Here is a 24922-nt window from a genome sequence, read left to right as displayed (position 1 = left end):
CAGGCAATATTTGAGGTTTCCTTATGAGGCTGCTGCTGTCGGCGTCGCATATTTTTTGCTGGCATCCAGCGAAATAGCAGCCTTTTCGAATTTAATTTTCAGCCCCTTGTCAACCTCAAGAACAACCGTGTCGTCTTCCACTGCAGCAATCTTTCCGTGGATTCCCCCGGTGGTTACAACAGTGTCACCTTTCTTTATTTCATCGATAAACTTGCGTTGCTCTTTCTGCTTTTTTTGTTGAGGCCTGATGAAAAAAAGCCAAAATATCAGGATCATGCCACCCAGCATAACAAACTGCATGTAGCCCCCACCTGAACTTGCCTGTGCTAAAATCAAATGCATTCTTATGTGATTGTTTAGGTATAATTATTTTTTAACAGGGCCATCTGCTGCACCAGCCTTAGGAGAAACCACCGCTTTGATGTTCAAACGTGATAACTTGGGGTTGGTATTGGCAGTGATGCTGACAGTTTTGTTCTGCACACCTGGCTTGTTGCTACTGTTGAATTTCACCTGTATTTCGCCTGTTCCGCCTACTGGAATAGGCTCTTTAGGCCAAACTGGCACAGTACAGCCACAAGAAGCTGAAGCGTTTGAAATAATCAAAGGTGCTTCGCCAGTGTTAGTGAATTTGAATACGTGCTCGGCAATCTCACCTTCTGTGATTGTGCCAAAATCATAATTCTCTTCGGCCCAGGTGAAAACTGGTGCCGGCCCTGATGGCACTTCTTCTTCAAGCGCAGTTTGCTGAATTGTAGGGCTGGCTGTGGCTGCCGAGGAGGCTGGTCCGCTTCTGGCTTTGCCGGCTTCCAATTCTGCCACACGACCTTCCAATCTGGCCAGACGGCCTTCCATTTCGGCATTTGAGCAGCTAAATCCTACTGCCACTAATGCTCCAAAAACTAATACGTTAACTACTGACTTCTTCATGACTATGGTATTTTGAAGGGTTAGTAAAATTCTGTTAGGAACTTCAAATTTAGTATAAACAATGAATAAAACGGAATGGGCAGGTTAAAGATTCCCTATTACACGAAAGGCGAAAAGCCCTTTGCAGAGGAGAATATAACCAATCTTTTCCCGGGTCGTACTATTTTTTTCTGATCTGACCGATGAGCTCATCCACATCATCAAGCAGTCTTTCTGCCTTTTCCTTGGCGTCGTTGATGATCCTTTCTCCTTCGGATTTCGCTTCGCTCTCCACCAGGCCTTTGCTCTCCATCAGCTCATCAATCAACTCCTGAAGTCTACCTTTGTACTTGTCGAGCTGGAAAGATAGCTTGTCCCTCGTGTTTGTTCCCTTATCGGGAGCATATAAAATACCCAGCACCGCTCCGGTGGCGGCTCCAGCCAAAAATGCTATTAAGGTACCAGTAGTCCTGCTCATAGTATATTTCTATTTGTTATCAATTAATCCTCTTCCACTTTTCTTTATAACGCCTTTCGCTGCCAAATCGTTGGCCAATACATCTAATAATCCATTGACGAACTGCTTGCTCTTGGGCGTGCTATAGTTTTTTGATATCTCAATAAACTCATTTATCGTCACTTTTACTGGTATCGAAGGAAAATGAACCATTTCTGCGATGGCCATTTTCAAAATCACCTTATCGATAAGCGCAATTCTATCGATTTCCCAGTTCTTTGATTTCTCAGCAACAATGGCCTCATACTCTTCATTATTGGCAAATGTTATTTTAAACAGGTCACGGAAATAGTCAAGGTCGTCTTCCAGGTTGGCAGAAAGCTCCAGCAGTTGGAAGGGCTCTCCCTGCCCTTGATACGCCTTGATTGTTTTCACCGCCAGGCTTTTCACAATGCCGCTATTTTCTTCCCAATACAAATCCTTCTCTTCCATGAAGGTTTGAATGGTTGGGTGCTTGAAAAACAGTTTTTTGATAATGTGCAAAACGATTTCTTTGTCCTGCTCCAGCGTTGGATTTGAAAGTAGTTGATAGGCTTTGTAAGCCTCGTCCGCTTTCAGAATGTCCTTGTACCAGGTGCTTGTGTCGTCTCTGTAAGCTGACCAGCTGAGCGACCGTTGGCCAAGCTGCTGCTGCAACGGTTCGAAGTCAAGAAGGGCCTGAACAACCTTGTTGTCAGCCAGGTTGTAGTCATTGGCCACAACAATTTTTTCCGACGACAGATTGCCCAATTGCTTTCTTTTTTCCTTCGATACATGCAGTGCAAACTCCGCTGGTAACATCAGTGCCAGATAGTAAGAGTCGTGGATGCTATCAACGTCTTTCAGCATGCGGTTCTGAAAAGCCTCTTTGTCTTTTTTGACCTGATTTCTGAAGTAAGTGACAGCATCTGCCACAGATTTCTTCATCTCATCATCCGCCTCAGCAGGATATTGAATGGTATTATTCTTATGCTGCTCGGCGAAGCAAGTTTGCGCTATCTTTCCTTTCTTCTTTAGAAGTTTGGCGTCCTGAGGCTCCATACTATTCAAATCAGGCTGAAAGTAATCAGCGATTTGCTGATTGGCGATTTCAAAGTCGGAGATGATACTTTGCTCAAGAGCAAAATATGATTGCACGGCTTTGATCCGAAGGGTTCTTCTGTTTAGCATTTCCCAATAAAAAAAGAACGAAAAGTTTTATTTTAATTTCTATTAAGCTAGTAAGATAACTTGATCTTACCAATATCATTGATCCTGTTAATGGCTATTTCCATGGCTGATTCCTGAGGCGTAATGCCTTTTTTCTCAGCCAGATCAAATACCCGAAGTGTTGTTTCGTATATTCTTTCAGTCTGCTGATACACCACTTCCCTGTTATAGTTGCCTATTTGCTCGTAATACACATTAGTAATGCCGCCGCCATTGATAAGAAAGTCAGGTGCGTACAAGATTCCTTTTTCAATCAACTTTCTGCCATGCTTTAGCTCTTCCGCCAGTTGATTATTGGCACCGCCCGCAATCATGGCACATTTCAACCGACCGATTGTGCCGTCATTTATCGTAGCGCCTAAGGCACAGGGCGAGTAGATGTCAACATCCAGGTCGTAAATGTCGTCGACAGGCACCACTGTGGCTCCGAAACTATCGGCTGCATGCTTGAGCTTCTCTTCATGAAAGTCGCACACAAATATTTTTGCACCTTCTTTGGCGAGATGCTCCATGAGGTAAGTAGCCACATGGCCTGCTCCCTGCACTGCGACCTTTTTTCCCTTCAACGAGTCGCTGCCATATACTTTTTTGGCAGTTGCCTTCATGCCCATGAATACACCAAAGGCGGTAACCGGAGAGGGATCACCTCCACCACCCATCGACTCCGGCACGCCGGTTACGTAGGGAGTTTCCATTCTGATATATTCCATGTCACGGGTAGACATGTTGACATCTTCAGCCGTCCAGTAACGCCCACCCAGTCCGTGCACGAATTTGCCAAAGCGGCGCATCAGCACCTCGTTTTTTATTTTTTTGGCATCGCCAATGATCACAGCTTTTCCGCCACCAATATTAAGCCCTGCAATAGCTGACTTAAATGTCATTCCCCTCGACAAACGCAGGGCGTCGTTAAGGGCATCCTCTTCAGAGGCGTAATTCCACATGCGGGTGCCGCCTACAGCAGGCCCCAAAACTGTGTTGTGAATAGCAACTATGGCCTTTAAACCAGTTGCCTTGTCGTGGCAAAATACCACCTGCTCATGCTCCAACTCCGCCAGCTGGTTGAAAATACCCATGCCGGTGGTTTTCAATTCTGAAGTTTCGATCATCACGAAGATAAAATAAGGTCACATGTTGTTATTTGGGTTCAAAGCTTTCCCTACTTTTGACAAGAAATGTCGGGATTGCGTTTGTAACCACAAAGCTACGTTTTTTTTAGGTTGCGAACCAAGGTATTCGCCAGGCCAATGAACCATTTACCCAAAGTCTCGTTTTAAGATTCAGTGAAAGATCTAGCAGCAATAAATAAGTATCTCCTCAAATATAAGTACCACCTGATTCTGGGTACTTTGTTCATTATTATTTCCAATGTGTTTGCCATTATTCCGGCCTACCTGGTAAGACAGGCATTTGATATTGTGCAGCGGGGAATTAGCCTGCATAGCGCCTTTCAGGGTCTTGAGCTACAGTCGGAAACTTATGACTTGTTTACATCCAGCATCTTCATTTATGGTTTTTTCATTCTGCTGATGGCGCTGCTTCGGGGTGTGTTTTTGTTTTTCATGAGGCAGACAATTATTGTGATGTCACGCCTGATAGAGTATGACATGAAGAATGAGATTTATGCGCATTATCAGACGTTGCCGCTTAGCTTCTACCGCCGTAACAATACTGGCGACCTGATGGCCAGAATTTCTGAGGATGTGAGCAAAGTGCGCATGTATATTGGCCCCGCCATCATGTATGGAATCACGCTGTTCACCCTGTTTTTTATGGTGATTCCATTCATGTTCAGCATCAACCCGAAGCTGACACTTTATTCTCTTCTGCCCTTACCGGTGTTGTCGGTCAGCATCTACTTTGTTAACAACATCATCAACAAGCGTTCGGAGGAGATTCAAAGGAGTCTTTCCAATCTTTCAACTTTTGTTCAGGAGGCTTTCTCCGGCATAAGAGTGATTAAGTCGTTTGTGAGGGAGCACGACTTTGATGATAAGTTCAACAAGGAGAGCAATGAGTACAAAGACAAATCGCTGCAGCTCACCTTCGTTAATGCGCTGTTCTTTCCTCTCATCATGTTCCTGATCGGCCTCAGTACAATTCTCACTGTTTATATTGGGTCGATTGAAGTGATGGCGGGAGCGATCACCACAGGTATCATCGCTGAATTTATTATTTATGTAAATATGCTCACCTGGCCCGTGACTTCGCTGGGCTGGATTACCAGTATCATCCAGCGGGCAGCGGCCTCTCAAAAGCGGATCAACGAGTTTCTGGATACAAAGACAGAAATTGTTTCGACGCTCAATGTGAAGCAAGAAATTAAGGGAGCGATTAAGTTCGAAGATGTGTCGTTTGTGTACCCCGATTCAGGCATCAAAGCGTTGAGCCATGTTTCATTTACAGTGGATCCGGGGGATTCACTGGCGGTGATTGGCACCACGGGGTCGGGCAAGTCGACCATTGCCAACCTTATTTGCCGCATGTACGATGTGAATCAGGGGCAAATAAAAGTGGATGGTCACGACATAAGGGCCTACAATGTTCAGCATTTGCGTGGGCAGATAGGCTACGTGCCACAAGATGTGTTCCTCTTTTCGGACACATTGGCTAACAACATTGCCTTTGGCGGCAATGACCACAACAGGGATCAGATAGTTAAGGCTGCAGAAGATGCTGACCTTCTCGAAAACATAAAGGGATTTCCGGCTGGGTTTGAAACGAAGATAGGTGAAAGGGGCATTACGCTGTCAGGTGGACAGAAGCAAAGGCTGTCTATTGCCCGGGCCATTGTTCGTAACCCGCAAATCCTTATTCTTGACGATTCGCTTTCGGCGGTTGACACAAAAACAGAGAATTCAATTCTACAGGCGATGAAGCGCATCATGCAAAATCGCACGACGATCATTATCTCACACCGTGTGTCTTCAGCCAAGCTGGCCAATAAGATCATTGTGCTGGACGATGGCGAGATCAAAGAGTACGGTGTCCACGAATCACTGCTGGCTCAGGGCGGCATTTACAAAGAGCTTTACGAAAAGCAGTTGCAGACAGAAGAGAGTGAGGGGTAGCGGCGAAGTTTTAATTACCCGATCTCCAGCTTATACCCTTTCCCGTGCACGTTAGTGATTTTAACGTTAGGATCGGCTTGCAGCTTTTTACGGAGTTTCGACACAAACATATCCAGGCTGCGGCCCACGATAACGCCCTCATCTTCCCACACTTCTTTCATGAGTTTATCCCTTTCCAGCACCATATTGGGCTGTTTGGCGAATAGTGTCAGAATCTTTGCCTCTTTTGCCGTAAGGTCGATGATTTCGTTTTTGTGCTTCAGTATGCCGTTTTGCAGGTCAAAGGCAAACTGCCCAATCGAAAGTGTGGACGGCTGCTTTTGTTCATTGTTTGAAGTGGGAGCCTTTCTTAAAAAAATAAACCCAGCCAGCGCCAGGCAGGTAAGGGCCAAGCCACCCAGCTTCCATTTTCCACCAGCAAGGAGAGTGGATCGTTCGAAGGTAATTTTGATCGCATAGCAACCCACCGGCTGGTCTCTGCCTTTACAAGGTACCAGGGTGTTTTCCTCCGTACCAGCCATTTGGTAGCTGTACACAACCAAATTGCCCGTGCATTCCATCACGTTCACCACATAGGCACTGGGTAAAATTTTGGTATTAATGCCGGGAGCAAGTGCCTCGTGGATGACCTTTACCAGTGTGTCGGTGGTGAATGTCAAAGGGTTTTCGAACCGGATCAAGTAGATGTTATTATCAACTTTTGTCACGGGAAGTACCCTTGATGACGAATCTCCTGCCGCCAATAGCACTCTATAGCCAACATTGCGCATGGCTATTTCCGCCTTTTCGCCAGCCATAGGTGGCGAGTCGCTGCCTGTGAGAAGGAGAACTGCAGCCAGGAGGCCAATTGCCAAACACGTCCCTGCCAAAATGGTCTTCATGTCTTAAAGGTACGGCTTTGCACGAAGCTATGTTCAGCTTTTACAGCTGTTTACATTCTTTTTACAATTGATTTACTATTGCCGGACGGGCTGGTACCTAGTTTTGGGCAAACTAACAGCCAACGAGATGTTGAAATTACTTCTGTGCATTCTTTTGACGCTGCAGATCGGAGCCGTGCAGGCCCAGGCGGTCAATCCACTATTGTTGCTATCGAAAGAACGGCTAAAAGAACGGCGGGATAAGATCATACAGGACAACGAGTTTGTTCGCAATGAGGTGGGCAGGCACACCAATATCCATGTGGACTGCTTGCTGCTCAATGGTGTGCCGTTTGATGTGGCACTGCTGGACACAAAAAGCTGGGGGCTAATATCACTTGTGAGGGGAAAGCCCGGAAGCCCCGAGCAGGAACATATTCCATTCAGGGCTTATCTGAGAAGAGGGGACATTGTCATGCACAATGCATTCTTCCAAAATCCTGTTTATGAGGTGTCCATTTCTAAGGTGCTTTCGGGGGCAAAGCCTGGAGACGTAATCATTGTAGAGCCTGTGAGGGACGAGGACTATAAGGCCAAAAGAGTATTGAAGCTGATTGATTGAGAGATGCTTGCTTTTGGGTGTGAAGACACACCCAAAGACGAAGACACGCCCAAGAACCACAGACGTACAAACACCCTGCACAGTTCCCGGTGGCGCCTTCATGCCGGAAGGTGAGCCGTTTAAAACCTGGCTCCCACCGCCACGGTGGTACGTACCACGTCCTTCTGACCAGCGGCATTGAAGTACTCAATCTGTATAATGTAGACACCCACTCTTGCCATTTCACCCTTGTCGGTGGAGCCATCCCATCGAAAGAAGCTGCCATCTGCCACGATCTGACCCTGCGTAAGCGTTTTGATTTTTCTGCCCGCCATGTCGTAGATATAGACGTCAATACGGGCATTGGTCAGGGAACTGTCGAAGGTGATTTCGGTGAAACCATTAAGAGCATCGCCAGGGATAAAGGCCTGCGGTTCGGCGGATACTTTACCGGTAGCGGGTTGCCCGGCTCTTTGGTTGGCGTTGTTGTAACCTGGTGTCGCAAAGCCCGTCGTCGATACGCCTGACTCCCAGTTCTCCGGGTCATTTGTTTCGTGCTCCACGGAAACTCTTTCCAGAGCTACTCCTTTGACATCCTCAAGAAAAGGCGAGTGGAGGTCTTCATCGTAATTGAACCAGTCGAGTACCCGGCCATCCGCATTTCTGATGATCACTCCGCCTTCCGTGTTGGGGTAAGTGGGCAAGTCTGCTTCAAAAAATGCCTCCTCTTTCGCCGAGGGGTAATCGCCCTTTAAGGTTGTGGGCGATTCGGTCAGCACCAGAAAGTGGCCTGGTGCGAGCAGGTGATTCGAAGTGGTAATGGTATTGAAATCATTGGGTTCTCCTGTGGCTGTTAAGATGTTGCCTACTTCCCAACCGTTGATATCAAGGTATTTGTCGGAGCGGTTGTAAAGCTCCACAAAATCGACACCACCGCTTCTCGGGTTGAATAAGACTTCGTTGATCACTACGTCCAGGCTATCGGAGGGCGAAGGAAGGATGAAGCTGGCTGACAATTGTTCTGCCGGGCTGATGTTTCCCCGGCAGTCAACCAGACCCGAAAGAGAGACCGTGTAGAAAGTTCCGGGGCTGATGCTTTCCTGAAACTGAATGGTAAAATTGTTGGTAAGCAAGTTCGACTGAATAGTGAGCTCTCCGAGCGAAGGCGTCATGCTGATCTGCAATTTATCTGCATCGATGATGACCTGCTCGCTGAGCCGTGCCAGCAGTGTAGAATCGGAGGTTGGGATAACTTCCATCAAGCTGGCAGGTGTGCCGTCGCCCAGGGTATTGTTCACCGAGTTGATTTGACCAGGCGTTCCCCCATTTTCGTTGGTAGAAGCAGTCCAGTTTTCTTCACCTGCGCACGGCAAATTGACATCGATAATTTCCAGGGCCCAGCCACCATCCCTTTTTGCGTTGTCGGTAAAAAGGTCATCGTCATATTGCATGCGGTGAAGCAGGTTACCTTCAATATAGAGGGAAATGTCGTCGCCGTCATTTTTCAGAGAGGGCATGGAAGTGATGGCAAGTGTGGACCCAAATTCCTTTAATCGGGGCTGGTTTCCCGAGCTGCCGAGAATGAGAAAAGACCCGGGAGGAATAGCCCCATTAGGAAAAGTAGCTTGCTTCTCTCCTACGATCAAACTCACTCCGTTATAGCTGATCCATTCGCTGGTGGGGTTAAAGATCTCAATGTACTCCGCTTCCGGCAAACCTTGTGTTGGGTCGGGATCTGGCATTACTTCAGAGATGATGAGCTCTCCAAAAGTGGGGGATCTGCCAACACCAACCTTCATCTCAGCTACTTTCATTTTGTTGCCACTACAGTCCACAACTCCGCTGACGGTGACCATGTACTCAGATCCTGGAGTGAACGTCTGTTTCAGTGTCGCCAGCACGCTCGTCTGATCCTCGCCTAATTCAAACGAGGCCGCTTCAGGCCCACTGCTGACAGTCACTTGCAGACCGGTAAGCCCGATTTCGCTCACCCATTCTGAAAACACCAGACTTAGCTGATTGGGTGCCACAACGGCTATACTCACCAACGTCGGAGCCACCGAGTCGACCTCCGAAAAAGTCAGAGAATTAGCCGAGCCCGGAGTGCCGCCAAGCTCATTTTTTGAAGCCGCCCAGCGGTAGTCCTCCCCGCACGCTGATTCACCCAAAATCCGTTCAAGCGACCAGCCACCCTCGTCTTTTTGGGAGTCCTTGTACCAGGAGGTGGTATAAACTGCCTGGTCGATGACTTCGTCATAGTAATTTATCAGGCTCAGGGAATCCTTCGTGTTGGACAACGCCGACCAGCCTGTCAAGCCCACTACTACTCCGAAATCAGCAAGGGAAGGAGCGTCGTTGGGAGAACACAGGATTAAATAGCCACCAGACGTGAGGCGGCCTTCCCCAAGCTCAAAAGCCTTGTCGCTATTGACGAACTTAAATGCAGAGAGCTCAAAATCGACATCGGAGTTGTTATATAGCTCGACATATTCTACCTCAGGCAGACCAACCGTTGGGCTTGGGTCTGCCATGATCTCCGTGATCAGGACTTCTCCAGTCTTTGGAATGTTTGGCCTGGCATAGGTAAATGAAAGGGTATCGGCTTGCATTAGGTTGCCAGAGATGTCTTCTACGTTTTTCACTACCAATTGATAGGTGGTCTTATCGACAAACTCATTTTTGAAAGATAGCGAAACCGAAAGTTGATCAGCGCCTGTGAACACTACCTGGCCCGGTTGCGCCAACCCTAAAACGGTGTAATGATTGGGGCTGAGTGCTGTTGAACTGGAAACCTTTTCCGAGAACTCCACGATGACTTCTGAGAACAATCGGGAGAAGACGTTCTCAACTGTTGGTGGTTGTGCATCGATGGCAAACGGGACGGACTGGTCAGGAATTCTTCTGCCCCATACATCGTACAGCTCGGAAAAAGAGAGCGTCAAGGTTTCGTTGAGGGGAAGATTTTTGTCAAAGTAGATATTCACTTTGTTGGGCTCGTCGGCATCCGGCAAAACAAGAGAAGGATTGATTTCCGCCGGCCCGACGACGATTCGAGTCGCTGTTGAAAGGCTGTCTGCATTTACCGGTACGGTAAGCAAAAGTTCAACAAGCACCGAATGATTGGAAGTGACCTGCTCAACCATGGAATGGTAAGTAAAATCAATAAATTTTGAGGCAACAAGGGCAATTTCATTCGCTGAAGTCAGTCCATCGAATGTGAAGCTGTACAGAGAATCTTCTTCGAATTTGCCGGACACTTCCAGTTCCAAAAGGTGAGCCTGGTTCCCTCTTTTTAGGGACATGATGTCGTTGGCGGTAACATTTGATACAGAGATGTTGTCGCTCAGTTCTTTGTTGAAAGAGATCAGTACTTTGTTCTCCGAATTGGCTGTCGCCTTTCCGGGCTGCAGGTCCTCGTTGTTGACGGTGGTACTGATTTCCTCCGCAGTATTACCGGAGAAATCTGAGATGCCATCGATCACTAGTGGAATGTTATTGACATCCGGAAGAGCCTCAGCAAAGGTAAGTATCACCACATTTGATTCCGGAAGTGTTCGTTTCGCCAGAGAGGGCTGCTTGTTGCTCAGGAGGTAATGGACAAGGGCTGATGCGTCGGCAGTAACTGGTTCGGAAAAGGAAATCTCGAGTGTCTTCGGCGAGGTAACGATCACCCCATTTACTCTGGGAGGAAAGGTGTCGTAAACGAAGGGTTTGGTAACAGCTTTGGTTATTTGGTTTCCATAAAGGTCTTTCAGGTTAACCACCGAAAGCTGCTGCTCGGTTTCCTGAGGAAAAGGCTCATCAAATGAAAGCAGGATAGACTTTCTGTCTGGCTGTAGAATTGCCGAATCAGGATGGTGATGTTGCTGCCATTCGTAGTTGCCGGTGGCTTCCGCATAACTAGCTTGCAGCTCTTCATTGAAGTACACCACCAAATGAAATGCATCCATTGCAACGATAGAATCGATTACCGGTGACTTGGTGTCATAGCGGAAAGTATAGTCTGGGGTAATGAGCTCGTCCGCATCTGAGTTGGTCAGGTTGGAGACCGAAAGTGTCAGGTCTTTGTTCTCAGAGAAATTGCTTTCAAAAATTAACCGGGCAATGTTCTGGGCTACCGCAATTACTTTCAGCGGCTTAGCTTTCGAATCTAAAAGGTAATTGTCTGCCGATGCCATTGATCCGTTGTCAGGAACCATATTGAAACTAACCGACAAAAAATTGGCTCCTTCCGCCCACACCGAATCTATGTGTTGCTCCACGGAAAATACCAGGGTGATTGGATTTGCCATCACATTCTCCAGCGTGTCTTTCAGGTTGCTTATCTCTATTTCGTAGGAGGCATCAAGGACAAACGGTTCTTCAAATTCCAAAAGGACTGACTGAGAGGACTCAGCCAGAAGACTGGCTTTCGTGGGAGCAATATCCAGGTCGACGATTTTGTAGTTTTCCTCTTTCTCTGCGTCAGTTTCTTTCAAAGGCTCGTCGAACCGGAGCAACAAGCTGCTAAATGAGCGAAGCACCGCTTGCACTGGAACCGGGGGCTTGGTGTCATAGTAAAAGTCAATAGACCCGTTGGCCATAGGGTTGCCTGCACAGTCGCTTAGTCCAGCTAACTCAAGCGCATATTGAGCTTCCGAAACCAAAGGCATGGTCAGTGTAATAGACAGAGTTTGGTCGTCGGGAAAGGAGAAACCAGCGGCATCTTCTCCATTAAGACTTGCTGTAATACCAGCGAGGTCAGTGCCCATTTTCTCATTGAAATGGATGGCGATGGTTTCTTCGTCTACAATTTCTACTTCCGCAACGGTTGGTGCAGTTGTGTCAGGCGAATCGTCAAAAACGGAATTTTGAGTGCCGGGCGTGGCTCCTTTTTCATCGATGGACGTGCGCCAGTTGGCGCTGCTTTCGCAAGCTGGTTGCGGGTTGATCTTTTCGAGCGACCATCCGCCGTCCTTTTCGCTGTCGTCGTTCCAGCTGCTGCTAAAAGTCACCTCGTCAATGATGTTCCCGAGCTGGTCTTTCAGTGTGATGACCTCGCCGGAGTTGGTGAGGCTGTTCCAGCTGGTTACAGTGATTGCATTGGCAAGGCCAGCGTAATCAGCAAAATAAGTAGTTGGCATCAGGGCGAGGTAGGCACCGCCACCAATTGAATGATTCCCAATAGATCCACCTGTTAAGTTGAAGCCATTCAGGTTGATGGAGTGAGTGCCCGGGTTATAGATTTCTACAAACTCGGCGCCTGAGGCAGTGGGCAGCACTGGCGATTCTGGGATGATACCTTTAGGGTTAGGGTCGGCGAAGATTTCGGTGATGATGAGTGTACCCAAAGGAGTTGGTTTCGACACCATCACGGCTTCGACAAGATTTTCAGCTGAGGCATTGCCATCTGCGTTGACTACGCCATTAATGGTAAGCTCGTAGGTAAAATTGAAGAAGTCTTCAGAAAAAGTAAGCTCAACAATTTTGTCATCTGCCTCGGAAACGCTGGCTGTTTGCGGATTGCCAAAAGCGTCGTTCAGCGAGTAGTTGGAAACGAGTGCTGCGGAGCTTGGATCGACTGCTTGATTGAACGTAAGCTGTAATGTCTTTTCGCCGGTGACGCTGATGTCTGTGATGGTCAAAAGCAGGTAAGAAAAGGCGAGAACCGTAGGCTCTGGCGAAAGCGGGGTTGATGACTCATCTGTCAGATTGCTAATGGAAACTTCATAGCTGTCGTTGAGCAGACTAGTGCCCAGGGTGAGCACCACTTCATTTGGTTCAGCGCCAATAGCCGCTAAGGAGGGTATGCCGATGCCCTTGTTGACAAAATAGTTTTCCAGTGTTTGGGCTGACCCAACTGCTACGGCTTTGTTGAAGCTGATGGTTAATTGGTTTTTGGACATCACTTCCACCGCTTCTGCGATGAGTGGAACAACAAAATCGAAATCATAGGCAGCACTCGATTCGATCTGGCTATTACCGGAAGCGTTGGACAGGCCATTGGGTAAGGCCAGTTCATAGGCTTGTTCTCCCAATTCAGCGCCGAGCGTGAGCAAAACTTCTTTTGCGTTGGAAGGGTTGAGCACAGCACTGACGGGCGTGCCGATGCCACCGTTGATAGTGTAGTTCGATACCGTTTCTGCTGCTGTTTCATCCAGGTTGTCGTTAAAAATGAGCTTTAGTTCGGTGGAGGAGGGAGTGATGATGTCGGAAAGGGTGAGTTGGGTGTAGGAGAAGGCCAATTCTTGAGCTGTAGCCATTGGTGTCTCAGTGAGTTCATCCTTAATGTTTCTGACCAAAAGAGCATACTCACCGGTTGACAGGTCAGAAAGAGTTAACGTTACCTGAGAATGATCAGTGTCTGATCTGGAGGCGGAACTGATCGTTACTCCGTTGTCTATTTCATAGTTGCCAACTGTTTCGCCGCTCACTTGTTCCACTTGTTGGTTGAACTGAATTTGGAGAGTGTTTTTGTCTTGTATCGACATGCTCGCAACTGAAGCTTCGGTAGTTACTGAGATGTCGTCGAAAGAATAGTTGGTCTTGTTTCCAGACGAGTAACGGATATAAAAGCCAAAGAAAGCACTGCTTGTGTGGGTCAAATCTGTATTTGACCCTTCGCTTGTGAAGGTCGACCCGCCCGAAGTATCATGGAAAAGCTCCCAGGTTCCATCTGTTTGCCTGGTTACTTTAACTCTGACATTAACCGGATTTGAGTTCACAAGCCCCGATGCTCCTTGAATTACGGGCGTAGGTGAATTACCGGTTTGCTCAAAGAGACTTATTTCATCGCTTGACCCGCCGATCAATACGTAATAGCCATTTAAGTCGCCAAGAAAGTCATCGTTGTCCGAGGAGAGGTACACCCTCACGTAATTAGAGCTGCTCGGATTCAGCCCCATTTTGACTGCAAATTCCCAGGTTGTTGTTCCCAATAAGTCGAGCTCGGTTGACACCGTTGAGTAGAAGGCACCGGTTCCACTAGCTGCGGAATTATTCAGCTGCAGCTCATTCCCTCCATTCACAATAAAATGGTTATTCGGGTCATTCCATTCGGGGTTGGCGGTATAATCCCCATCCGAGAAATCATCAATTACCTGACCGTAGGAAGAAAATATAGTACAAGAAGAGAAGATAATGGAGCAAGCAATAGCTCTAATGATCATAATTGAAAAAAGGTAGGTTGGTATCTCAATATAGTCAATCTGATTATTTCAACTAATAATTAGCTGCCATAATTGATTTTTTCACTGTTATTATCGTGGGTAGCAGGTCTAATTCTCACACTATTGCCTCATTGGGGCCATAGATTCGGTGTTTTTAAGTTGGCGTGAGGATGGTTTGCCGCAGAGAGAAGGAGAAGCGCAGAGAGTGAGTCCCGTAGAGACGGAACAGCGGTAAACCCTGAGTCACATACGAATCTCCTGCGAGTGCCGTAGGTACGGCATATAAAATCCAGTTATGTGGGCCTGCCAATCGAAATGCGGTTGCGAGCGAGGCTCTTAGTCATGTGCAGCCTGCCGATTGAGACGACCGGTTACCTCCGCCCTCACCAAACCAACGTCATACCTGTCTGCCGAAACTAAGTGTAGGCGAGGCCGCTTCGCTATGATGACGTTGCTATGGAGGCTTCAGCAGATCGGCAACTTTGCCGGGAAGGCTGCCCAGGAAGCTTCGAAGTCATATATGCAAGCGAACGATTACTCTGAGGAATACCCATCAAGAATCTCCTTCACTTTGTCCTTTAATTCAGGGATGTCATTCGTAAGAATCTCCCAAACCAGGTTGGCGTCAATTCCGAAATATTCATGCACAAAAATGTTTCTCATGCCAACAATCTGTGTCCATTCAACTGACGAAAAAATATTTTTTGTCTCGGCCGAGATATGATTGCTGGCCTCACCGACAATCTCTAGTTGCTTGATGCAAGCAAACCTCATCATTGAGTTGTCCATAAAGTCTGAAAAGCTTTTGCCAGCCACGTACAATTCTATTTCAAGAATGGCATCATAGATATGCCGAAGCCTGACTTCGTCGCCCAGTCTACCTCGCATAAATCAGCTGTTTTTCACTATCAACAACCGGCTTAATGTAGTGCGAAAGCCCATTGGAGGAAACCAGATCGACCGGGGAGCTCAGGAGTTTCTCCAGGTCAATTTGCATCTGCACAAATTGAAGTCCTATTCTTTGTGAGTAATCAAGCTCAACTAATATATCTATATCACTTTCTTGATCCGCTTCATCTCTCACGTAAGAGCCAAATAGATAGGCCTTTAAGACAGGCCTGGTCTTAAAGTAGGTTTTGATGGTTTCTATTTTGTCGGCTTCCAATTTCATGGAGCCAAAATACAAAATTTGTGTCGCTAGTGGATCGTCATTGCATAAAATCCTCCAACAAGGCTGCATCCGACCTCAGCAAGCCAGCATGAAGTGGCAGGCCTGACCAACCGAAACGAAGGGCACACAATTGGAGGGGGGGTTACCGCAGAGGAAATCCTCTTATGCCAAAGGCTTCGGCGGACAAAGGAGAAGCGCAGAGCAAGAGTCCCGTAGGGACGGAACAGCGGTAAACCCTGGAACCCATGCGAATGTCCGGCGAGTGCCGTAGGTACGGCATTTGGAATCCAGGTAAGTGGGCCTGCTTGCCGAAATGGGGTTGTGAGTGGGGCCCTTAGTGATGTTCACCCTGCCGATTCAGACGATCGGTTACCTCCACCCTCACCAAACCAACGTCATGCCGATTCCGAGGAACGAGGGAGGCATCCCCTTGATGATGGCAGGAGGTGTAATAGGCTCGGCTATAGGTCATGGAGATTTCTCCGTTTCACTGCGAAATGACGTTGTTATGGGGGCTTTAGCAGATTGGCAGCGTTAGCGGCAAACCATGGAAGGCTCGAAGCGATGTGCCGGTGGAGGATGGCCCTGCGGAATACCTATCAATGAGCACGGTTAATAAATGCAGACATGGGCATGGTTTTTCTGGTCTTTTTTGGGTTGCGCAACACCCACCCCCTCGGTTGCGCAACCTCGCCTACCTGGGTTGGGCAACCTGCACTACCTGTATTGCGCAACCTCACCCCCGGGTATTGCGCAACCCCGGCGCCTCACTTGCGCAATGGCGCCGCCGCCATCAGGCGACTAGCACCCCGAAGTTGCTCAGTACTGGTAGTTGGCATTGGGCGAGAGGGGTAGTGGAGGTCGGGTTGCCTTGGCCGCTTTGGGATAGGGTAGCAGACTCTTTCAAGAGACAAACTTGAGTGAGTAAGGCTTTTAACCGTCTTGTGATATTGTTTTCACATTAATCAAACCACAGCAAACTAACCACATAGCCATAATTGTCAGCGTAAAAACACTGTTCATACATTTCTCTGTCTGCTCTATAGTCGTCTGGCGGTGGATTGAACCAATCATCGGCTTTAAGTGATTCGGTGGTCGTTACCTTTTTGTTTTCCAAATTGTAATATTCTCCTGCAACAGTAGTTGGCGGAACAAGTCCCCCGATTTGGAACTTCCATTTCCAATTTGGGAAGTCAGTGCTCTTCACATACCACTTCACAATATTGTCTTTAGAAATGATCGCAAAAATTTCGTGAGTCCCAACTTCTCCAAAGCGAATTAACGTTGAGAGGACACTAGTTTGAAAACTCTCTGAAAGGGTTTGAACAGTGTCAAAGGAAAATCCATTTCTCCCTGTTCGCTTTCTATATTCAGAAGAATGATTTTTGAACTTATTTGTTGGCATCAACAAGCAACTAGCAAAGTAATCGGCTTCTTCTTCAATCAATGTTTTCTGATTGATGTTATGAAACGAAGCATGAGGTTCAAGCAAGCCATATTTCAAGCCCAAACGATGTTCATCCAAAAAAAAATGTCCTAGTTCATGTGCTAGTGTAAACCTTCCCCTCTTGGAATCTTGCCTATTGCCGTTATCATTATTTATGTGAATGTGAAAGTCTTGGGTATCGGTATCATATAGCAACATGCCATCAAAGGCATTTTCATAATTGTCGTAATGAATAGGAACGTCTTCAAACTTGGCAATCTCGTTTAACAAAGTCAGATTCCTATTTGAAAACTGATATGCGATATCTTCTGCCAGTTTACTTATTTGTATCTTCCTGTGAGGCAGAATCATTGTTTGGCTTGCTTTGATTTCTTTTGATTTTGTCCAGGATGTGTTTAGGGAGATCGTTTCCGTTTCGTGCAGCTATGCGATAAGGATTGATTTCTTCTTTCTTAATGTCAGCATGCATTTTCGATGACTTCCCTTTTTTGAAATCACCGCTAATAATTTTGTCTGGGTCAATCTCTGTCCCAGTCAAACCGAAATCTTCTTCGCAATATAGTTTCTCGAACCTTTCTAGCTCAACTTCATTCCTCGGAAAAAGGAAACCGGTGGATGATAGCCATTCGGTAATGTTCTCCGGTGTAATATGTTTCTTATTTTGAGCCATACGTTTTTAAGTAATTATCAACTTCATCAATTGCTTCTTTCTTGTAGACACGAATACTGTTTTGCGTTAGGTCAAGTTCCGTTCGCAAATCTTTTAGCAATCTTCTGGGCAGCGTAAATCCATCGCTTGTTTCTGTTTCATACTGCTTATAAGTAAGATAAATTATTTTGTGCTTTGGTGTAAGTCGACTCAAGGCATTTTGAATATGCTCAAAACGTTGTTTAAGAATTCCTTTTTTCTCCGTGCCAATTCCCGTTTTATCAAGATCAGGAAATTCACGAATGATCTCTTCGTCTCCCCTAAATGGGTTGGGCTCCTCGTTTTCCCCTTTTCTGTAATCAGCTAACAACCGTTTCGCAATGCCATAAAGGTAAAAGGTAATGGCTTTGTGGTAATCTTTCTGGTTTGATTTTGAAAGATCAAACTTTGGGTATTTCCAGATACGGGTAAAAGTTCCATAAGCTATTTCGGTTGCTACTTGTTTATCGTAGCCCCAGTTTGTGCAGATAGGAATAAGTTTCTTTTGAAGGTCTAACTGATAGCGAAAAGTGAAGACCTTGAACGCTTCCTTTGCTATTTCAGCATAGTCAGATTCTTCCCTCCATTGAATGTAATTCAGAAGGTGCTCAGTTGGTTCGCTATTTAATTCCTGTTGCGTCATTTACACAGTAATACACTTACTACCAAAAAGCGTTAGTAACGATTCGAGTAGTATATGTGAAATCATTATCTAAGATAAAACAAAGTAACGGTTTCAATATAAGGGTTATAGTTATAAACATTCAAATTTTACACAATGTCAAAAGAAACAGACAAAGATCAAAAACATGAAGATCGCAAAGGTGTGCTTCATTTTTCTCTTAATGAGAAGCACTATGAGTGGCATCAGGAATATATTACTGGTGCGGAAATTAGGCAGTTGGGCAACATCCCGATTGAAAATGAGATTTTCCTTGCAATAAAAAGACCATGGAAGGATGAACTGATTCCGGATAACAAAGAGGTGAATCTTGCTCGGCCTGAAGTTGAGCATTTCTATTCAAAGGAGGAACACTTCAAGGTAGCATTGATTGTTAATCTTAAAGAAAAATCTTGGATCGAAAAGACCATCACTTTTGAGCAAGTTATTACACTGGCTTATGGCTCCCATGATACTAGCGGAAGCAAAGGTTACACTGTTACTTATGACAGAGGGCCCCACCAAAACCCTGAAGGGGCTATGGACAAAGAGGACAGAGTATTCGTGAAAAATAAAATGATATTCAATGTCAAACAAACTGATAAATCGTAATTCGGATTTGAAACGCCTCAGGGATGAGGGTTTTGAAATTGAGGTGAGAGGTGGGCATTTAATTGTCCACCACATACCGTATGTTAATAGTAGCGGTAAAGTTAAAATTGGGAAGCTGATTTCCACGCTGGTGCTGAACAATGATGTGGTTATGAGGCCAGATAACCACCAAATTTATTTTATGGGTGAACACCCATGTCACAAGAATGGAAGTATCCTTTCTTCAATTCAACATTCAGCAGTCAATCAAAGGCTGTATGATGATATTGTTTTAAGTCAATACTTCTCAAACAAGCCACCGAAGGGTTATGCGAACTATTATGATAAGGTCATCCGTTATATTGAGCTAATAACTTTTCCTGCGACCTCATTAGACCCAAGTGCAAGTGCAAAAACATTTAAGGTAGTTGAGTGTAGTGAGGAAGAATCGGTTTTTCATTACCTGGATACGAACTCAAGCAGGGCTAACATCAATTTCATCAACGAGAAGTTTAAAGGCCAGAGAGTCGGTATTATTGGTTTGGGGGGAACGGGTTCTTATATTTTAGACCTTGTTGCCAAAACTCACGTCGAAGAAATTCTTTTATTTGACAGTGATGAGTTCTTAATGCATAATGCTTTTCGTGCTCCTGGAGCGGCTTCAATCGAAGCTCTGATAGCGCAGCATAAAAAGGTCGACTACTATGCGTCTGTTTATTCAAATATGCGGAGGGGAATAATTCCGTATGCCGAAAAAATAACTGAGGAAAATGTTCATTTACTTAAGGGGCTATCGTTCGTTTTCATCTGCATCGATAGCAATAGTGCAAGAGGTATGATCATTTCTAACCTTGTTAATTTTGCAATCCCTTTTATTGATGTCGGCCTTGGAGTGGAAATAGTTGACGATACCCTCTCCTCCATACTTAGGGCAACATTAGGCACTCCCACACAGCTTGAACATATTCCCAACAGAGTTCCTGCTGTCGATACTTTAGAAGACGAGTATTCAACTAACATACAAATCGCCGATTTGAATGCGATGAATGCTTTAATGGCAGTTTTGAAATGGAAAAGGTATTGTGGCTTCTACAAAGACTTAAAAGAGGAATATCATATAACCTATACTGTAAACACTAGTCAACTACTCAATGAGGATATTGCGACATAAATTTATTGACTTAGTTCCAGAGGTCTTGGAAGATGAAGTACTTTACATCTCTATAGAATATTGCGCCGTAATTCATAAATGTGTTTGCGGCTGCGGCAACGAGGTTGTGACACCTCTTTCGCCGACAGATTGGGAGCTTACTTTCAATGGAAAAACTGTTTCACTTAGCCCTTCAATTGGCAATTGGAATTTTGAATGCAAATCGCATTATTGGATTAGAAACAACAAAGTAAAGTTTGCCAGAAAATGGAGCGATTGGGAAATTGAAGAGGCGAGAAAAAAAGATGCCAAACTTCAGAAGAAGTACTACAGGACAAGAAAAAATAAGTAGCAACATTTACCTTTGGCAAGAACACCACAGATTTTTGCCCTTTAAATGTTCAATGCCCTTGAAAACGGCATGTTTAGCTTGTTCAATCGATTGAAATGTTTTCTTTCCCCACACTTCACCGATTTTGCATTTGTAATTTTTTGTTTTTGGGTCTTTGAAAATCAATAACCGATGTTCTTCAAAAACCAAAGTAAGGTTTCCATTTCCCGTTTGCTTCCATGGCTTCTTTATCCAGTTTATTCTTCTCGCCGATCGTTGTCTTAATTTTTTCTCTAATCGTTTGGGGTTTACATAATCGCCAGTCATTTTTTCGGCACAAACGCAGCCGACTTGTAAGTTGTCCTTCACTTCAGGATGTGAAACAATATGCACATAGCGAATCCTATCATTGTTGCACATCATGCAAGTCTGATAGTCAGTTTCACCCTCGATTTGTCCATCTTCTCGAATATCAATAACATCTTCAATTGTCCAGCCCTTGTGGGGAATGTTCGGTCTGTTCCACTTTGTACCCATTTGTTGATGGTTAATCTCTGTATTAGAAATTCGTTACGTACTTGCTGGCTTATAAGAGAACTTATAAGTTGTTCCAAAATTCAGGATCTTGTTGATCCATGTCTAGATTGTCATTGTATAGGTCGGGCTCGTCGAAATAGTCCTCCGCACTTTCAAAATAGTCCTCCTCATTTCTTCGATGAGGTGCATAGCCAATGGCCCTTGGAGAGAAAGTTGCATGCTCATCCCAATTGCCATTTTCGTCATGTATAAATGCAAGGTTGCTGCGGCACCAAATGTTAGTGTCATAGAACTCATAGTACGAGTCTGCATCAAAGAATATTCTATGTTGAAGTATACCCCAATCTTCTGCTAAAAGCCCAAATGATAAGTTTTCAAAGTAGAAGTGGTCCTGCGAGGAAAATTTTTTCAAACTATCGGCGTCCATCCCTTTGACTCTCTGGAAAGAGAAGTAAAATATTAAAAGTTCTTTTGACTCGTCTTCTTCAATTAATACTCCCTTCACCTCTCCTTGCGTATTCTTGTATAGCACAGGAATACGATTTTCAAGGTATACGCTGTAAGTTCCGAAAGGAATAGGGTAGACAAATCCCTCTTCCCTATGTCTAAGATTATATGCCATGCTCTATTATATCAATATTCAATCGGGCAGCCATTTTTTCTTGAGACCCAAATATCGTCTAAAGAGGTTAATTTAATTAAGTCGACTGGCAAGCCGCAATCGTTAGGACTGGCATCTACTTGAGCCTCTATCAGCGCAACTATTCCTTCTTCGGGACTCATTTTCGGAAAACCATAAGAATTTGTGTAATTTAAGATAGCATCACACGAACCTAAATAATACGCCTTGGCTTGACTAGAGTTTTTTGGACTCGAAAAAAATGAATCCGATACTGTAATACTGACATTAGCTTTCTTGTCATTTTGAAAAAGAATCTTGCTCCCAAATGGGCAGCCATCTATTCTTCCAATTATTCCTAAAGATAAAAAATACGCAAAGTCCTTGACATGATCGTAGATATGAGGGTTGTTTTCCTTGTAATCCACAATGTCGACCATTAATCGGTCGTAAAGCTCATTCTTGATATTGGATTTTGCGGTTTCGAAATCATTATTGACTAAGTAATGTGATATTACCTCTCTATATCCATAATGATTCTTGGTGCTGCCTAATATGCCAGCTATTGAATAATAATACTCTCCAGCCTTTACGATTTTAACAATTTCCTCTGTCGACTTTTCACCAGAATTCCCGCTAGTCCATGTTCCTTTGCTGTCCGTAGCTAAAATCGAGAATTCAGAGGTCATTACCATTATTATGGTCGTTGCATGAACTGAATCTGATGGTACTGGGGCCAAAGCAATGATCAAGCAAACTAATAAGAATAAATAGAACCGTTTCTCCATTTTGGATAGATTGTTTTCAATATACTTATTTGAATATCGCACTTTTAATCCAATAAAAAGCTACGTTGATTCTCTTTTCATGGTCTCTAAACAGCCTCCTTAAATGTATTATCACTCATTGTTCAGTTTCAAGGGATTCTATTCCTGTCTTTTGCGTGAGGGATAGCAGCGGAAAGCCCGGAACCGCCCCTTCGGCGGTGAGGACTTGGAGCGGATAGCCCGACCCCCGCCAAACGGTTTTTGTGTCTTTCAGACGGAATGTTGTTGGCGGGGGGCACGCCCATAAAAACGCTGCCAGGTCGGGGGGATTTCTCCGTTGCACTACGAAATGACGTGGGGCTGGGAGCTTAGGTGCGTCAGCATCCACAAAAAATCACCCGACATTTCCCGCATTATCATGGCCCAAACTCGCTGGGCTTTAATGATTTCTTTTACTTTTGCACCTCAGTATTCAAAAATAAACAGAAATGAAATTAGCGGTAGTAGGGGCCACAGGGCTTGTGGGCTCCGAGATGTTGAAAGTGCTGGAAGAAAGGAACTTCCACTTTGATGAGTTGTACCTGGTAGCGTCGGAACGCAGTGTCGGCACCCAAATAAAATACAAGGGTAAACAATACAGCGTGATTGGCATGCAAACGGCGGTGGACATAAAACCGGATATCGCTATTTTTTCGGCAGGTGGCAGCACGTCGCTGGAGTGGGCGCCTAAGTTTGAGGCGGCTGGCAGCATTGTGATTGACAACTCTTCGGCCTGGAGGATGGATCCGACGAAAAAGCTGGTGGTGCCGGAGATCAATGGCAGCACGCTGCGCATCGACGACCGCATTATTGCCAATCCTAACTGCTCCACCATTCAGATGGTGATGGTGCTGGCGCCTTTGCATAAGAAATATGGCATTAAAAGAGTGGTGGTGAGTACTTACCAGTCGGTGACGGGCACGGGCAAAAAGGCCGTGGATCAGATGATGGCCGAAAGAGAAGGCAAATCGGAGCCGAAGGTATACCCGCACCCTATCGATATGAATGTGCTGCCGCACATTGACGTGTTCCTCGACAATGGCTACACCAAAGAGGAGATGAAGATGGTGAAGGAAACCACGAAGATTATGGGCGACGACAGCATTAAGGTGACGGCGACTACGGTGCGGGTGCCTACGGTGGGCGGCCATAGCGAGGCAGTGAACGTGGAGTTTGTGAAGGACTTTGACCTGGCCGAGGTGCGTGAGTTGATGGCCCACACGAAGGGCGTGGTGCTGCAGGATGAGCCGTCGAAGAATATTTACCCAATGCCGATTTGGGCACACAATAAAGACGAGGTGTTTGTAGGCCGGATCCGCAGGGATGAGTCGCAGGCGAACACGATCAATATGTGGATAGTGGCCGACAACCTGCGCAAGGGGGCTGCTACCAATGCGGTGCAGATTGCTGAGTACCTGGTGGAGGCCAATTTGGTGTTTTGATTGAAGCGCTGAGCCAACCGGACGTTCAGGCCTTTTTGAAGGCCCATGCTACGGACAGTCCGGCGAAGCTTGCTTTGCAAAGGCACCTGCCGGGGGGCGTTAGTGCGTCCCTGCTGGCGTCACAACTAAAGGCCCGACAGAAGGCCAAAGACAAATTGCCATCCTGGCTGAGCCGGGATGACATTATTTTTCCCCATGGCGTAGCGCTGGAGCAGTGCTCGTCGGAAACGACGGCCCGGTTTAAAGCGGCCCGCTGGGCGGGCCAGTCCTTCGCCGACCTCACCGGGGGCACGGGCGTGGATACGTTTTTTTTCTCCCAGTCTTTTGAAAAGGGGGTGTATGTGGAAGCCGACGCCGAAAGGTGTGAGCTGGCCAGCCACAATTTTGGTGTGCTGGGCGCTCAGCATTTGAAGGTGGTGCAAAGCACTGCCGAGGCTTTTTTGGCTGACACTACCGACCACTACGACTTCATCTATATCGACCCCGACCGCCGGGCGGGCAACAAGCGGGCCATCGGGTTTAGCGACAGTACGCCCGATGTGGTGGAGCTGATGCCGGAGCTGTTGAAACGGGCCGCCACCGTGCTGATCAAGGCTTCGCCCATGATCGACATCCAGCAGGGCCGGCGTGACCTGGGCACGGTGAGCAAGGTGCTGGTGCTGGCGGTGAACAACGAATGCAAGGAGGTGCTGTTTGTGTGTGACAACAGCAACGGGCCGGTGGAGATAGAAGCCTGGCAGGTGCAGGGAGGGCAGGAAACTGTGCTGCGCTTTAGCCCGGAAGAGGAGGCATCGGCCGGGGTGAGCTTCGGTGAACCGGAGGCCTATATTTACGACCCGAACGTGGCCATAACCAAATCGGGCGCTTACAAAACGGTGGCGGCTCGCTATGGGCTGAAGAAGCTGCACCCCAATACACATTTATACACGTCGGCCACGCTGGTCGAGGGCTTCCCCGGCCGGACGTTCCGGGTGCTGGCCGTGCTGCCTTTTTCTTCGAAGGGGCTGAAGAGCTTGAAGCTGCCTTTTGCCAAAGCCCATGTGATGAGCAAAAACTTTCCCCTGGAAGCGGCAGAGTTACAAAAGCGGCTGAAGCTGAAAGAGGGTGAGGAGGGTTTTGTGATGGGATTGACGGTTGGGAGTGGGAAGGTGTTGGTGGTAGCGGAGCGGGTTGTGATAGCTTGAG

Annotated in this window: 22 protein-coding genes; 7 read left to right on the top strand and 15 right to left on the bottom strand. The window is 46.3% G+C overall.

Annotation, left to right across the window (positions count from 1 at the left end; all coding sequences use genetic code 11):
- Positions 1-21: 21 nt before the first annotated feature.
- The 5 genes from yajC to AAC052_RS08970 all read right to left on the bottom strand — a co-directional run bounded on the left by yajC (position 22) and on the right by AAC052_RS08970 (position 3723).
- Entirely contained in the window at positions 22-342 is a 321-nt protein-coding gene (yajC, locus tag AAC052_RS08990) for a preprotein translocase subunit YajC (RefSeq protein ID WP_317489266.1), read from the bottom strand.
- Positions 343-366: 24 nt separating this feature from the next.
- Positions 367-930: a DUF1573 domain-containing protein gene (locus AAC052_RS08985; protein WP_317489267.1), complete on the bottom strand. Its 564-nt coding sequence runs from the start codon at positions 928-930 to the stop codon at positions 367-369.
- 160 nt (positions 931-1090) lie between these two features.
- Positions 1091-1387 carry a YtxH domain-containing protein gene (locus AAC052_RS08980; RefSeq protein ID WP_151997673.1) on the bottom strand — a complete coding sequence of 99 codons (297 nt, stop codon included), beginning with the start codon at positions 1385-1387 and terminating at the stop codon, positions 1091-1093.
- A 9-nt stretch (positions 1388-1396) separates the two neighbouring features.
- The gene (nusB, locus tag AAC052_RS08975) at positions 1397-2575 is read right to left on the bottom strand and encodes a transcription antitermination factor NusB (protein ID WP_339812661.1); all 1179 of its coding nucleotides are present in this window, start codon (positions 2573-2575) and stop codon (positions 1397-1399) included.
- Positions 2576-2622: 47 nt separating this feature from the next.
- The gene (locus AAC052_RS08970; RefSeq protein ID WP_339812659.1) at positions 2623-3723 is read right to left on the bottom strand and encodes a Glu/Leu/Phe/Val dehydrogenase dimerization domain-containing protein; all 1101 of its coding nucleotides are present in this window, start codon (positions 3721-3723) and stop codon (positions 2623-2625) included.
- Between the two features lie 174 nt (positions 3724-3897).
- Here AAC052_RS08970 and AAC052_RS08965 point away from each other — a divergent pair, with 174 nt between their 5' ends.
- The gene (locus AAC052_RS08965; protein WP_317489270.1) at positions 3898-5685 is read left to right on the top strand and encodes an ABC transporter ATP-binding protein; all 1788 of its coding nucleotides are present in this window, start codon (positions 3898-3900) and stop codon (positions 5683-5685) included.
- 14 nt (positions 5686-5699) lie between these two features.
- On the opposite strand, the gene AAC052_RS08960 is transcribed toward AAC052_RS08965, so the two are convergent.
- Positions 5700-6566, bottom strand: coding sequence for a helix-turn-helix domain-containing protein (locus tag AAC052_RS08960; protein WP_339812658.1), 867 nt, complete (start codon positions 6564-6566; stop codon positions 5700-5702).
- Between the two features lie 127 nt (positions 6567-6693).
- Here AAC052_RS08960 and AAC052_RS08955 point away from each other — a divergent pair, with 127 nt between their 5' ends.
- On the top strand, positions 6694-7167 hold the full coding sequence (locus AAC052_RS08955) for a hypothetical protein (protein ID WP_317489272.1): 474 nt from the start codon (positions 6694-6696) through the stop codon (positions 7165-7167).
- A 119-nt stretch (positions 7168-7286) separates the two neighbouring features.
- Here the strand turns inward: AAC052_RS08955 and AAC052_RS08950 are convergent, their stop codons facing one another.
- The 6 genes from AAC052_RS08950 to AAC052_RS08925 all read right to left on the bottom strand — a co-directional run bounded on the left by AAC052_RS08950 (position 7287) and on the right by AAC052_RS08925 (position 18243).
- A complete protein-coding gene (locus AAC052_RS08950) occupies positions 7287-14294 on the bottom strand; it encodes a lamin tail domain-containing protein (RefSeq protein ID WP_339812657.1) in 7008 nt (2335 codons plus the stop codon).
- Positions 14295-14828: 534 nt separating this feature from the next.
- Positions 14829-15182 carry a DUF86 domain-containing protein gene (locus AAC052_RS08945; protein ID WP_317489276.1) on the bottom strand — a complete coding sequence of 118 codons (354 nt, stop codon included), beginning with the start codon at positions 15180-15182 and terminating at the stop codon, positions 14829-14831.
- On the bottom strand, positions 15172-15465 hold the full coding sequence (locus tag AAC052_RS08940; RefSeq protein WP_339812655.1) for a nucleotidyltransferase domain-containing protein: 294 nt from the start codon (positions 15463-15465) through the stop codon (positions 15172-15174). The genes AAC052_RS08945 and AAC052_RS08940 overlap by 11 nt, the downstream gene beginning before the upstream one ends.
- Positions 15466-16426: 961 nt before the next feature.
- Positions 16427-17263: an ImmA/IrrE family metallo-endopeptidase gene (locus AAC052_RS08935; RefSeq protein WP_339812653.1), complete on the bottom strand. Its 837-nt coding sequence runs from the start codon at positions 17261-17263 to the stop codon at positions 16427-16429.
- The gene (locus tag AAC052_RS08930; RefSeq protein WP_339812652.1) at positions 17229-17582 is read right to left on the bottom strand and encodes a hypothetical protein; all 354 of its coding nucleotides are present in this window, start codon (positions 17580-17582) and stop codon (positions 17229-17231) included. Before AAC052_RS08930 ends, AAC052_RS08935 begins: the two co-directional genes overlap by 35 nt.
- Entirely contained in the window at positions 17569-18243 is a 675-nt protein-coding gene (locus tag AAC052_RS08925) for a hypothetical protein (protein ID WP_339812651.1), read from the bottom strand. The genes AAC052_RS08930 and AAC052_RS08925 overlap by 14 nt, the downstream gene beginning before the upstream one ends.
- 135 nt (positions 18244-18378) lie before the next feature.
- Here AAC052_RS08925 and AAC052_RS08920 point away from each other — a divergent pair, with 135 nt between their 5' ends.
- Genes AAC052_RS08920 through AAC052_RS08910 form a run of 3 tightly spaced genes read left to right on the top strand, consistent with a single transcriptional unit; the run spans position 18379 to position 20354 of the window.
- Complete coding sequence (locus AAC052_RS08920) at positions 18379-18873, top strand: multiubiquitin domain-containing protein (protein ID WP_339812649.1); 495 nt, start codon at positions 18379-18381, stop codon at positions 18871-18873.
- On the top strand, positions 18848-20023 hold the full coding sequence (locus AAC052_RS08915; RefSeq protein WP_339812647.1) for a ThiF family adenylyltransferase: 1176 nt from the start codon (positions 18848-18850) through the stop codon (positions 20021-20023). The genes AAC052_RS08920 and AAC052_RS08915 overlap by 26 nt, the downstream gene beginning before the upstream one ends.
- The gene (locus tag AAC052_RS08910; protein WP_339812644.1) at positions 20004-20354 is read left to right on the top strand and encodes a DUF6527 family protein; all 351 of its coding nucleotides are present in this window, start codon (positions 20004-20006) and stop codon (positions 20352-20354) included. Before AAC052_RS08915 ends, AAC052_RS08910 begins: the two co-directional genes overlap by 20 nt.
- Before the next feature lie 6 nt (positions 20355-20360).
- Here AAC052_RS08910 and AAC052_RS08905 read toward each other — a convergent pair whose 3' ends face one another.
- The 3 genes from AAC052_RS08905 to AAC052_RS08895 form a co-directional block, all read right to left on the bottom strand.
- Positions 20361-20870 carry a hypothetical protein gene (locus AAC052_RS08905; RefSeq protein ID WP_339812641.1) on the bottom strand — a complete coding sequence of 170 codons (510 nt, stop codon included), beginning with the start codon at positions 20868-20870 and terminating at the stop codon, positions 20361-20363.
- A gap of 61 nt (positions 20871-20931) precedes the next feature.
- Positions 20932-21492: a hypothetical protein gene (locus AAC052_RS08900; protein WP_339812640.1), complete on the bottom strand. Its 561-nt coding sequence runs from the start codon at positions 21490-21492 to the stop codon at positions 20932-20934.
- Positions 21493-21503: 11 nt separating this feature from the next.
- Positions 21504-22277 carry a hypothetical protein gene (locus tag AAC052_RS08895; protein ID WP_339812638.1) on the bottom strand — a complete coding sequence of 258 codons (774 nt, stop codon included), beginning with the start codon at positions 22275-22277 and terminating at the stop codon, positions 21504-21506.
- 467 nt (positions 22278-22744) lie between these two features.
- On the opposite strand from AAC052_RS08895, the gene AAC052_RS08890 reads away from it, so the two are divergent.
- Positions 22745-23737: an aspartate-semialdehyde dehydrogenase gene (locus tag AAC052_RS08890; protein ID WP_339812636.1), complete on the top strand. Its 993-nt coding sequence runs from the start codon at positions 22745-22747 to the stop codon at positions 23735-23737.
- On the top strand, positions 23734-24921 hold the full coding sequence (locus AAC052_RS08885) for a hypothetical protein (RefSeq protein ID WP_339812635.1): 1188 nt from the start codon (positions 23734-23736) through the stop codon (positions 24919-24921). The genes AAC052_RS08890 and AAC052_RS08885 overlap by 4 nt, the downstream gene beginning before the upstream one ends.
- The last annotated feature ends 1 nt before the right edge of the window (position 24922 follow it).

The organism is uncultured Imperialibacter sp. (genome assembly GCF_963974565.1).
GTDB classification, from domain to species: Bacteria; Bacteroidota; Bacteroidia; order Cytophagales; family Cyclobacteriaceae; genus Imperialibacter; species Imperialibacter roseus.
This window is presented reverse-complemented; position numbering and strand designations above follow the sequence as displayed.

Bases quoted from the DNA above. Each gene is read 5' to 3' on its own strand.
- yajC (WP_317489266.1), bottom strand. From the start codon at position 342: ATGCATTTGATTTTAGCACAGGCAAGTTCAGGTGGGGGCTACATGCAG.
- AAC052_RS08985 (WP_317489267.1), bottom strand. From the start codon at position 930: ATGAAGAAGTCAGTAGTTAACGTATTAGTTTTTGGAGCATTAGTGGCA.
- AAC052_RS08980 (WP_151997673.1), bottom strand. From the start codon at position 1,387: ATGAGCAGGACTACTGGTACCTTAATAGCATTTTTGGCTGGAGCCGCC.
- nusB (WP_339812661.1), bottom strand. From the start codon at position 2,575: ATGCTAAACAGAAGAACCCTTCGGATCAAAGCCGTGCAATCATATTTT.
- AAC052_RS08970 (WP_339812659.1), bottom strand. From the start codon at position 3,723: ATGATCGAAACTTCAGAATTGAAAACCACCGGCATGGGTATTTTCAAC.
- AAC052_RS08960 (WP_339812658.1), bottom strand. From the start codon at position 6,566: ATGAAGACCATTTTGGCAGGGACGTGTTTGGCAATTGGCCTCCTGGCT.
- AAC052_RS08955 (WP_317489272.1), top strand. From the start codon at position 6,694: ATGTTGAAATTACTTCTGTGCATTCTTTTGACGCTGCAGATCGGAGCC.
- AAC052_RS08950 (WP_339812657.1), bottom strand. From the start codon at position 14,294: ATGATCATTAGAGCTATTGCTTGCTCCATTATCTTCTCTTCTTGTACT.
- AAC052_RS08945 (WP_317489276.1), bottom strand. From the start codon at position 15,182: ATGCGAGGTAGACTGGGCGACGAAGTCAGGCTTCGGCATATCTATGAT.
- AAC052_RS08940 (WP_339812655.1), bottom strand. From the start codon at position 15,465: ATGAAATTGGAAGCCGACAAAATAGAAACCATCAAAACCTACTTTAAG.
- AAC052_RS08935 (WP_339812653.1), bottom strand. From the start codon at position 17,263: ATGATTCTGCCTCACAGGAAGATACAAATAAGTAAACTGGCAGAAGAT.
- AAC052_RS08930 (WP_339812652.1), bottom strand. From the start codon at position 17,582: ATGGCTCAAAATAAGAAACATATTACACCGGAGAACATTACCGAATGG.
- AAC052_RS08925 (WP_339812651.1), bottom strand. From the start codon at position 18,243: ATGACGCAACAGGAATTAAATAGCGAACCAACTGAGCACCTTCTGAAT.
- AAC052_RS08920 (WP_339812649.1), top strand. From the start codon at position 18,379: ATGTCAAAAGAAACAGACAAAGATCAAAAACATGAAGATCGCAAAGGT.
- AAC052_RS08915 (WP_339812647.1), top strand. From the start codon at position 18,848: ATGTCAAACAAACTGATAAATCGTAATTCGGATTTGAAACGCCTCAGG.
- AAC052_RS08910 (WP_339812644.1), top strand. From the start codon at position 20,004: ATGAGGATATTGCGACATAAATTTATTGACTTAGTTCCAGAGGTCTTG.
- AAC052_RS08905 (WP_339812641.1), bottom strand. From the start codon at position 20,870: ATGGGTACAAAGTGGAACAGACCGAACATTCCCCACAAGGGCTGGACA.
- AAC052_RS08900 (WP_339812640.1), bottom strand. From the start codon at position 21,492: ATGGCATATAATCTTAGACATAGGGAAGAGGGATTTGTCTACCCTATT.
- AAC052_RS08895 (WP_339812638.1), bottom strand. From the start codon at position 22,277: ATGGAGAAACGGTTCTATTTATTCTTATTAGTTTGCTTGATCATTGCT.
- AAC052_RS08890 (WP_339812636.1), top strand. From the start codon at position 22,745: ATGAAATTAGCGGTAGTAGGGGCCACAGGGCTTGTGGGCTCCGAGATG.